This window comes from Rhizobacter sp. P5_C2 (assembly GCF_054049715.1).
Genome location: NZ_JBFULV010000160.1, coordinates 1 through 10325, shown reverse-complemented (window position 1 = coordinate 10325; position 10325 = coordinate 1). Strand labels below are relative to the sequence as shown.

9 protein-coding genes are annotated in these 10325 nt (G+C 69.4%); 7 read left to right on the top strand and 2 right to left on the bottom strand.

Annotated elements, in window-relative coordinates; translation table 11 throughout:
• Nucleotides 1-524: 524 nt before the first annotated feature.
• The gene (locus tag ACXJLU_RS31365) at nt 525-1436 is read right to left on the bottom strand and encodes an NAD(P)-dependent oxidoreductase (protein ID WP_457337673.1); all 912 of its coding nucleotides are present in this window, start codon (nt 1434-1436) and stop codon (nt 525-527) included.
• Nucleotides 1437-1489: 53 nt separating this feature from the next.
• On the opposite strand from ACXJLU_RS31365, the gene ACXJLU_RS31360 reads away from it, so the two are divergent.
• Complete coding sequence (locus tag ACXJLU_RS31360; RefSeq protein WP_457337672.1) at nt 1490-2158, top strand: GntR family transcriptional regulator; 669 nt, start codon at nt 1490-1492, stop codon at nt 2156-2158.
• On the opposite strand, the gene ACXJLU_RS31355 is transcribed toward ACXJLU_RS31360, so the two are convergent.
• Nucleotides 2146-3129 (bottom strand): aldo/keto reductase, encoded by a 984-nt coding sequence (locus tag ACXJLU_RS31355; protein ID WP_457337671.1) that lies wholly within the window; start codon nt 3127-3129, stop codon nt 2146-2148. The genes ACXJLU_RS31360 and ACXJLU_RS31355 overlap by 13 nt on opposite strands.
• Before the next feature lie 228 nt (nt 3130-3357).
• Between ACXJLU_RS31355 and ACXJLU_RS31350 the strand changes: the two genes are divergently transcribed.
• The 6 genes from ACXJLU_RS31350 to ACXJLU_RS31325 all read left to right on the top strand — a co-directional run.
• Nucleotides 3358-5463: a TonB-dependent receptor family protein gene (locus tag ACXJLU_RS31350; protein WP_457337670.1), complete on the top strand. Its 2106-nt coding sequence runs from the start codon at nt 3358-3360 to the stop codon at nt 5461-5463.
• On the top strand, nt 5463-6584 hold the full coding sequence (locus ACXJLU_RS31345) for a PepSY-associated TM helix domain-containing protein (RefSeq protein WP_457337669.1): 1122 nt from the start codon (nt 5463-5465) through the stop codon (nt 6582-6584). The genes ACXJLU_RS31350 and ACXJLU_RS31345 overlap by 1 nt, the downstream gene beginning before the upstream one ends.
• Before the next feature lie 162 nt (nt 6585-6746).
• The gene (locus ACXJLU_RS31340; RefSeq protein WP_457337668.1) at nt 6747-7727 is read left to right on the top strand and encodes a GlxA family transcriptional regulator; all 981 of its coding nucleotides are present in this window, start codon (nt 6747-6749) and stop codon (nt 7725-7727) included.
• A 123-nt stretch (nt 7728-7850) separates the two neighbouring features.
• Entirely contained in the window at nt 7851-8585 is a 735-nt protein-coding gene (locus tag ACXJLU_RS31335) for a hypothetical protein (RefSeq protein WP_457337667.1), read from the top strand.
• 12 nt (nt 8586-8597) lie between these two features.
• Complete coding sequence (locus ACXJLU_RS31330; protein ID WP_457337666.1) at nt 8598-9059, top strand: hypothetical protein; 462 nt, start codon at nt 8598-8600, stop codon at nt 9057-9059.
• 224 nt (nt 9060-9283) lie between these two features.
• The coding region (locus tag ACXJLU_RS31325) for an RICIN domain-containing protein (protein ID WP_457337665.1) at nt 9284-10325 on the top strand (1042 nt) is incomplete at its 3' end.

Sequence of the window (10325 nt, the reverse complement as noted above, 5' to 3'; positions counted from 1 at the left end):
GCCCTGGCGCACAACCTGATGCGCATGGCGAAGTTGAACCATGCGTTCGCGAGCTGAGCCTGAACCCCGTCTGGAGCGGGCACTGGGCGCCCTCGGATCGCCCTATGGCGACGCCGATGACATCACGCAACAGACGAGTGCGGCGCACAGGATCGCACCGTCAACCCCAGGTCCTGAACCTCACGACGCCCGCGTCCACGAGGTTCAGGCTTCAGATACGATTCCTTCACAGGTTCTCAGCCCGAACGGTGGAAAAGCCCGTTCGCCCTGAGCCCGTCGAAGGGCCTGCGCGCTTGGCACCGAGGCTTCGACAAGCTCAGCCCGAACGGGGGAAAACCCGTTCGCCGTGAACCTGTCGAAGGCACCACGCACTTGACACCAAGGCTTCGGCAAGCTCAGCCCGAACAGCGGAAAACCCGTTCGCCCTGAGCCTGTCGAAGGGTCAGGACTGAGCTTGTCGAAGGCCTTGCGCGCTTCGGGCACAACCCTTCGACGGACGGGCCCTCGACAAGCTCGGTCCCTGCTCAGGGCGAACGGGGATGGGGAGGCACCAGCGTCGTGCCGGTGATCTGCTCCTGCGCCTCCACCAACGAGGGCACGAACTTCGCGCCATGCCCGAGCGCGCTGGCCAGCGTCAGCGACTGGTGCACCGCCTCGCCCAACCAGGCCGGCACCGTCAGGCTCTCGGCCAGGTGCGTGTAGTAGCGCAGGTCCTTGCGCGCGTTGTCGAGCTCGAACGACAAGCCCTTCACGTCGCCCGCCAGCGTCTTCGCCATCGCCTGGAACAGCCCGGAGTTGACCGCGCCGACCGTCGTCACCGCCACCAGCTGCCCCAGGTCGACACCGGCGCGCCGGCCCACCGCGAAGGCCTCGGCCGTCGACGTGCAGATCGCCTGCGCCATGAAGTTGTAGAGCAGCTTGACGACATGCCCCGCGCCCGGCGGACCGACGTGGTGCAGGTTCTCGGCGAAGCAGCGCAGCAGCGGCTCGAGTCGCGCAAAGTCCGCCGGCTCGGCGCCGACCATCACCGTCAGCCGGCCGGCTTCGGCATCGGGAGCCGAGCGCGCCAGCGGCGCATCGATCAGCAGCACCTGCTGCGCAGCGCAGCGCTCGCGCAATACCGCGGTCGAAGCCGGCTCGCTGGTCGAACAATCGACGATCACGAGCCCCGGCTTCGGCCGCGCGAGCAGCCCGCCGTCGCTGGCGAACAGCCCCTCGACCTGCGGCGTGCCGGTGACGCAGATGAACACCACCTCGCAGCGCGCGGCCAGCTCGGCCGGCGTGTCGATCTGCAGCGCGCCACGCTCGATCAGGTCGGTCACGCGCTCACGGTTGCGGTGCACGGTGAGGTGCAGCGCGTGCCCCTTCAGCTGCAGGTTCTTCGCGATGCCGTGGCCCATCAGGCCGCTGGCGCCAATGAATCCGATGTTGCTCATCCGGTTGTCTCCTGGTGTCTTGTTGATGGGACTGTTGGCAGAATCAATCGCTCATGACGCGCCCCACCGCCCCCTCGCCGCTGCCCGCCGACGCGCAAGACGTCGCCCGGCTGCTCGGCGAAGACATCATCTTCGGCCGGCTCGCGCCCGGCAGCCGGCTGGTCGAGGATCCGCTGATGGCGCGCTTCGGCGCGACGCGCCACGGCGTGCGCCAGGCACTGGCCGAGCTGGAGCGCATCGGCATCGTGGTGCGTGAGAAGAACAAGGGCGCGAGCGTGCGCGCGCTGGCGGCCACCGAGGTGCGGCAGATCTACGAGGTGCGCGAGTTGCTGCACCGGCAGGCGGCGCTGCGCATTCCGCTGCCGGCCGATGCCGCGCTGGTGTCGGCGCTCGAAGCGCTGCACCGCCAGTCCGTCGCCGCGCTGCGGGCCGGCGACCACGGCACGGTGCACCGCATCAACGACGAGTTCCACCTGACGCTGTTCGGCGGCTGCGGCAACCCGTACCTGGTCGACTCGATCCGCCACTTCATGTGGCTGAGCCTGCCGGTGCGGGCCCAGCGCACCGCCGCGGCCGGCCATTCGGAAGCCGCGGCCGAAGAACACCTGCAGATGATCCGGCTGCTGAAGGGCCGCGACAACGCGGCGTTGGCAGAGTTGTGCGTCGCGCATCTGCAGCTGGCGAAGCGGGATTACCTGGCGGCCGCCGATCACCAGCGGTGATGGACTTGCGCCTTCGCGTGTTTCTCGTAGATCGCGTTGACGGCCTGCATCGTCTCGGCTGACAAGGCCGGCAGGTCGGCCGCGCTCATGTTCTCCTCGACCTGCGCCGGCTTGCGACCGCCGGGAATCGCACAGGTCACCGCCTGCTGCATCAGGATCCAGCGCAGCGCGAACTGCGCCAGCGTCTGCCCGGCCGGCACCAGCGGGCGCAGCGCCTCGACGGCCTCGAGCCCACTCGCATAGTCGAGCCCCGAGAAGGTCTCGCCCTTGTCGAACGCCGCGCCTTCGCGGTTGAAGCTGCGGTGGTCGTCGGCGGCGAACTGCGTCTGGCGCGTGAGCCCGCCCGACAGCAGGCCCGACGACAGCGGCAGCCGCGCGAGGATGCCGACGCGGCGCGCCAGCGTCTCGCGGAACAGCAACTCGGCCGGCCGCTGGCGGAAGATGTTGTAGATGATCTGCACCGACTGCACACCGGGGAAGTCGATCGCCTTCAGCGCCTCTTCCACCTTCTCGACGCTGACACCGTAGTGGCGCAGCTTGCCGGCCCGCACCAGGTCGTCGAGCACGCCGAACACCTCGGGCATGTAGTACACCGGCGTCGGCGGGCAGTGCAGCTGCAGCAGGTCGAGCGCGTCGGTGCCGAGGTTGCGCAGGCTGCGCTCGACGAAGGCGGTCAGGTTCTCGCGGTTGTAGCCCTCGGCCGCATGCGGGCTCAGCCGCCGGCCGGCCTTGGTGGCCACGTAGAAGGTCTCGCTGCGCTCCTTGCGCAGCCGCGCGATCAGCTGCTCGCTGTGGCCGTCGCCGTACACGTCGGCGGTGTCGAAGAGGTTGACGCCGAGGTCGAGCGCGCGGTGCAGCGCGGCCATCGATTCGCCGTCGTTCACCTGGCCCCAGGTGCCGCCGATGGCCCAGGCGCCGAAGCTGATCGTGGACACCTTCCAGCCGGTGCGGCCAAGTTCGCGGTAATGCATGGGTCTGTCTCCAGAGATGTTTCGCGGATTATCGATAATTTCACGCGCACGGGGCCAATTGGGAACGTTTCTCAACACGATGGGCCGGCGATTTATCATGCGCGCACGGCGAATGTCGTCCACCGTTTCATCAATCGCCAGCCATCGCGCTCCCAATGGAACCGCATCCGGTCCCGGGTCGCCCAGCCAGCACAAGTGCCCGCAACAGGGCATCGGAGCCTCTTTCCCATGGCAGTTCACCCCTCCTTCCGTCCGCTGACGGCCGTTGCGCTTGCGATCGTCGCGTTGCCGTTCGCCGTGCGCGCCCAGCAGTCCGATGCGGCTGCAGTCACGCTCGAACCGGTGCAGGTCAGCGGCAACTGGCTGGGTAGCGGCCTGCAGAACAGCGTGAAGAGCTTCGCCGGGGCACGCACCGTCGTGAAGAAGGAAGAGATCGAGCAGACCGGCGCGGCCTCGATCGGCGACGTGATGCGGCGCATCCCCGGCGTGCAGTCGACCGAGAACTCCGGCAGCGCCGGCAGCGCGATCTCGCTGAACATCGGCGTGCGCGGGCTGACCGGGCGCTACTCGCCGCGCTCCACCGTGCTGCTCGACGGCATCCCGCTGGCGGTCGCGCCCTACGGCCAGCCGCAGCTGTCGTTCGCGCCGGTGAGCCTGAACAACATCGAATCGGTCGACGTGGTGCGCGGCGGCGGCGCGGTGCGCTACGGCCCGCAGAACGTCGGCGGCATCATCAACTTCAACACCCGCTCGATCCCGGCCACCGACACGCTGAGCGGCGACGCAACGGTGCGCTACAACGACTTCAGCGAAGGTGGCGGGCACAACACGCAGTACAGCCTGTTCCTCGGCCGCGAACTCGACAACGGGCTGGGCCTGGCGCTGCTGTATTCCGGGCTGGATGGCAGTGAGTGGCGCGCCAACAGCGACGAGAAGGTGAACGACCTGGCCGTCAAGTTCCGCCAGCCGCTCGGCGGCAAGGCCGAGGTCTACGGCAAGCTCTCGTACTACGACGTCACCTCGCGCACGCCCGGCGGCCTGACCCCGGCGCAGTACGACGCCGACCCGTTCCAGAACACCCGCCCCACCGACTACTGGAGCGGCGTGCGCAAGGGCATCGACCTGGGCTACCTGAACCCGCTGTCGGCCACGCAGGAAGCCGAGGTGCGGCTCTACTACAACGAGAGTTCGCGCGCGAGCGTGCTGATCAGCGGCGACCGCACCTTGCTGACGCACCAGCCGCGCAACTACCGTGTGCTGGGCGTGGAGCCGCGCTACACGCAGCGCCTGGCCTTCGGCAGCGTGGCGCACGACGTGACGGTGGGCTACCGGTTCGTGCGCGAGCGCGGCGACGACAACAGCTTCACCGAGAACTTCCCGAGTGGCGGGGCCAACCCGACGACCAGCTTCGAGAACGAGACCGACGCCCATGCGGTGTATGTGGACGATCGCATCGCGATCGGCAACTGGCGCATCACGCCGGGCGTGCGCTTCGAGCACATCAGCACCACGCGGATCGACGGTGCCGGCAAGACCTTCGACACCGACAACAACAAGGCGCTGCCGTCGGTGAACGTGGCATGGCTGGTGACCAGCGAGTGGACGCTGTTCAGCAACTACAACACCTCGTTCGGCCCGGTGCAGAACATCCAGCTGAACTCGCAGACGGCCACCAACCCGCTGAAGCCCGAGGTCGCGAAGACCTTCGAGCTCGGCACGCGCTGGAAGAGCGCGACGCTGAGCGCGGAGCTGACGGCCTTCCGGCTGCGCTTCGACAACCAGATCCAGCAGGTGCCGCTCCTCACGCCGGCCACCTTCGCGAACGCCGGTGCCACCAAGCACGACGGCATCGAGACGGCGATCGACTACAACTTCGACAAGTCCGGCGCCTTCGCCGGCCTGAACCTGTTCGCGAACTACACGCGCACCCGCGCGCTGCAGGACTCGGGCGACACGGCCGGCAAGGAGGTGCCGTTCTACTCGCGCGACACCGACACCGTCGGCGCGCGCTACGTGCTGGGCGCGTGGGCGTTCAACCTGTCGAGCACGCACCAGACCTCGCAGTTCTCGGACAACGCCAACACCTGGAACGAGCCCGTCGTCATCAMCCCCGATGGTCCCGTCCCCAGCGCCGCATCGGGTCTCGTCCCCGGCTATCGGCTGTGGAACGCGCAGGTCGGCTGGAAGCTGCCGACCGCCACCGCGATCGACGTCCAACTGGGCATCAACAACCTGGCGGACAAGCGCTACTACACGCGCAACGTCGACGGCAACTTCGGCCGCATGGTGGGCGCGCCGCGCACCACCTACGTCCAGGCGCGCGTGGCGTTCTGATGAGCGCCATCGGGCAAGCGCCGTCGCGGCGCCAGGGGGTGCGCCGTGTGTGGCTGCGGCTGCACCGCTGGCTCGGGCTCAGCGTCGGCTGGGTGCTGGCCATCGTCGGGCTGCTCGGCGCGGTGCTGGTGGTCGCGCAGCCGATGGACCGCTGGGCCCACCCGAACCTGTTCAAGGCAGACACCAAGGTCGAGGCATCCGGCGGGGTCGCGGTGGCACTGGAGCCGATCCGGCAGCGGCTGGTCGCCGAGTTCGGCAGCGCCAGCGCGATGACCTTCCGCCCGCCGCGCACGTCTGACGAGACGCTGTGGGTGCTGGTGCGCGGCAAGCGCTGGGGCGGCACCGTCTACGTCGATCCGGCCACCGGCCGCGAGCAGGGACGCCGGGGCGACAGCGAAGGCTTCGTCGGTTTCACGTTCAAGTTGCACAGCTCGCTGCTGCTGCAGGACACCGGCAAGGCGATGCTCGCGTGGGGCGCGCTGGTGTACCTGCTGATGATGGTGACCGGCGTGGTGCTGTGGTGGCCGCGGCGCTGGCCGCCGTCGTGGCGCGTCGAGCTGCGCCAGGGCGTGCTGCGCGGACTGTTCGACCTGCACCGCACCGGCGGCGTGATCATGGGGCTGGTGATCGCGGTGTCGGTGGCGAGCGGCGCCTACATGGCGTGGCGGCCACTCGGCGAGTTCGTCACCTTCCTGGCCGGTGGCACGTTCATGCGCCCGCCGGTGCTGCCGAAAGAGGCGAAGGACGCGCCGGGCGGATCGCCCGCCACCGTCGACGAACTGGCCGCGCAGGCGCAGCGGCAGTTCCCTGCGGACCCGATCGGCTACATCCAGCTGCCCGGCCCGGACCGCCCGGTGCGCGTGCGCATGCGGCTGCCCGACGATCCGCATCCGAACGGGCTGACCTCCGTCTGGCTGCACCCGCGCACCGGTGAAATTCTGTCGGTGCAGCGCTGGAGCGACCTGGATCCGGGCGGCCGCGCGGTGGCCTGGGTCTACCCGCTGCACGTCGGCGAACTCGGCGGCCTGCCGCAGCAGGTGCTGACCTTCTTCAGCGGCCTCGCGCTCGGCGGCCTCGGGCTGACCGGCGTGTGGCTGTGGTGGCGGCGCCGGCCGGCCTGAGCAAAACGGGGTAGGCCTGAGCGCCGCGCGCGCCGCCGACGAGGCGATGTTGGTCGATGTCCTTCAGGAACGCCGTGCCAGGCGGAAGTGCGGCACGCGGCGATTGACAGCCCGAAGCTTGCGCCGTATCGTTTGACTCATAAGCCCTGGAAGCCTCGTTTCATGCCATCTTCCAAAAACGCCCCCGTCCGCCGCATCGGCGTGATCGTCTTCCCCGGCTTCCAGATCCTCGACCTCGCGCCGATCGCCGCCTTCGAGCTCGCGAACCTGTACGCCGGGCGGGTGGTGTACGAGGTCGAGCTGCTGTCCGAGCACGGTGGGCTGGTGCGCAGCTCGTCGGGGGCCACGGTCGATTCGAAGCCGTTCAGTGCGGTGCGCTACGACACGCTGGTCGCCACCGGCGCGCTCGACGTCGCACCGACCACCGAGGGCCTGTGCCGCTTCCTCGCGCGCAGCCTGAAGCGCGTGCGGCGCATCACCAGCATCTGCAGCGGCGCGTTCATCCTCGCCGAGGCCGGGTTGCTCGACGGCCGCCGCGCCACCACGCACTGGAACTTCGCGCAGGCGCTGCAGAACCGCTTCCCGCGCATCACGGTGCAGCCCGACCGCATCTACGTCAACGACGGCCCGATCTGGACCTCCGCCGGCATGACCGCCGGCATCGACCTGGTGCTCGCGCTGATCGAAGAAGACCTCGACGCCGACTGCACCCTCTTCATCGCGAAGAAGCTGGTCGTCTACCACCGCCGCATCGGCGGGCAGACGCAGTTCTCGGCGCTGCTCGAGCTCGCGCCCGATTCCGACCGCATCCAGAAGACGCTGAGCCATGCGCGCGCGAACCTGCGCGACGAGCTGTCGGTCGACGAGCTGGCCGAGGTCGCGCACCTGAGCCCGCGCCAGTTCAGCCGCGCGTTCAAGGCCGAGACGGGGCAGTCGCCGGCGCGCGCCATTGAGCAGCTGCGCGTGGAAGCGGCCCGCGCGCTGATCGACACCGGGCAGCTCTCGCTGGTCGTGATCGCGCGCGACACCGGCTTCGGCGACCCCGAGCGCATGCGGCGCGCCTTCATTCGGGCCTTCGGGCAGCCACCGCAAGGCATCCGTCGCAGTACACGTGAGCAACAACGCGAGCAACAACGCGCCTGATTTGTCACGCAGGCGCACACAGCAGCGCCATTCGTCTGGACATCGACGGTGCGTTCTGCATCGTTCMTGCAGAACTGTTCGATAGCGTGTCCGCTTCCGGTATGAACACGAAGGCGGACGGGCATGAGCGACGAGATGGAGACCCAGTTGATGCGCTGGCCGCTGCGGCTGCTGCTGCAAGGGCTGGACGCACGCGACGAGAACGCGGTGCGCCACTTCCTGGCGCGCGCCACCCGCCAGCTGAAGCACGAGTGGCAGGTGGTGCACGACGGGGATGCCGAGGTCGTGCTGGTCGCGGGCCTCGAGGTCGACACGGTGCGCGGCATGCTCGAGCCGCCGCTGATGACGCTGCACCTGGTGCCCGCTGCGCAGGATTCGCGCGCACTGGCCTGGCGCACCGGCCGCGCACCCGGCAGCGTGCTGAGCAGCCCGCTGCAGTTCGACGCGCTGGTCGAAGCCCTCGAATGCGCCGAGCACTGCGCCACCGGCGAGGTCCCGGCCTCGTTCACGCAACTGTCGGCCGGCTACCGCTTCCGGCTGCGCCGCTGGCCGCCCGCCGGGCTGCTGTGGGACGACGCCGAGAACCTGCGCCTCGCCAGCTTCCTGCTGACGCGCTCGCTCGACCTCGAGAAGCTGATGCGGCTCAGCAATGTCGCCGCCGACAAGTGCGTCGCCTTCATCACGCGGATGGCCTCCGCGAACCTGCTGCACCTCGAACCCGGCGGCCCGATCATCGAGCCCTTGTCACCCTCGCCCATGCCACCCGTGCGCAGCGACGCCTCGTCGCGCCGCCCCACCCGCGCCCCGACCGGCCTGCTGCACGCGTTGCGCCGGCGCCTGGGGCTGGCGAGCCGCTGACTGGAGTCGCCCATGCCGCACTCGGGATTCCCGGACATCGCCTTCCACACCACCGGCTCCGAGGCACCGCAGCCGCCGCGCGATCCGGTCGCGGTGGCGCTGGCGGGCCTGTGCCGCCAAGCCGGCGTCGAAGGCTGCACGCTCGTCGAGGCCTCGAGCGGGGCCGTGCACTCCACCAGCGGCAGCACGCGCGGCAGCGGCAGCGTGTGGGAAGCCGCCACCGACTACTGGCGCCTGTACCACCGGCAGCAACGGCATTTCGCGCCGTGGGGCTGCCTGCGCGCGGCGGTCTTCGTGCATGACAGGGGCGCGATCGGCGTGCTGCCGTGCTGCGACGAGCCGCCGCTGGTGGTGGTCGTCAGCGCTCGCGCCGACGGCGTCGACTGGGAAGAGTGCGAGCGCCTGACGCGCGCGCTCGGCGCCGCGCTGCGCTCGCTGCTCGACCGGCCGCTGATCGAGACCGCCACCGCCTGAGCGGCCTGCCGGGGGCTTTTCCGACCCCATTCCATCGTAATTTCGCGTGATATCCATACGCCAACACGATGCATCAATACCAATTGATGCCACCTCTCGCAAGCATTGCAAGCGGGTGAAACCGCTTCCACTTCGGAGCAGACCGGCCTCCTACCATCCGACGGACTTCAGCCCTGGCGACCCCTGCGTCCCGGGCCCGCGAAGCCCCACAAGGAGGACGACCCATGTTTCCGTTTCGAAGCAGCAAGCTCTGCCTGGCGTTGATCGTCGGCGCCGGCTTCACGCAGCTCGGCCACGCCGCCGACCTGGCCGCCGGCCGCTACACCGTTCGCTCGTCGTTCAGCGGGCTGTGCCTGGCGGTCGACGGCGGATCGACCGCCGAAGGCGCGAACGTCGTGCAATCGACCTGCGACACCTCGCCGGCGCGCCAGTTCGACCTGCAACGCGACAGCCAGGGCTACTACCGGCTGGTGAACGTGAACAGCGGCAAGGTCGTCGACGTGCAGGACATCTCGACCGCCAACGGCGCCAACGTGCACCAGTGGACCTGGCTGAACGGCGACAACCAGCGCGTCGCGCTGCAGGACCTGGGCGGCAAATACTACGTGCGCTTCAAGCACAGCAACAAGTGCATGGACGTCGGCAACTCGAGCCGCTCGCCGGGCGGCAACATCGGCCAGTGGGAGTGCAACGACGGCGAGACCGAGAAGTGGAGCTTCGTGCCGGTGGCCGGCGCGCCCGCTCCGGCCCCTGCGCCCGCCCCGGCCCCGACGCCGGCCCCCGCGCCGTCGTCGCGCTACAGCGTGCGCTCCAACTTCAGCGGCCTGTGCCTGGCCGTCGCCGGCGACTCGACCATCAGCGGCGCCGACATCGTGCAGATGGCCTGCAACAGCTCGCTCGGCCGGCTGTTCGACCTGGTGCGCGACACCGAGGGCTACTACCACCTGACCAATGCCAACAGCGGCAAGGTCATCGACGTGCAGGACATCTCGACCGCCGATGGTGCGAACGTGCACCAGTGGCAGTACGGCGGCGGCGACAACCAGCGCTTCACGCTCGACAACCTCGGCGGCGGCCTGGTGAACGTGCGCTTCAAGCACAGCAGCAAGTGCCTGGACGTCGGCAACTTCAGCAAGGCCGAAGGCGGCCACATCGGCCAGTGGAGCTGCAACGGCGGCGAGACCGAGAAGTGGACGCTGGTCGCGGCCGCGCCGGCGCCCTCGCCTGCACCGGCCCCCGCTCCGGCGCCGGCCCCCACCCCTGCTC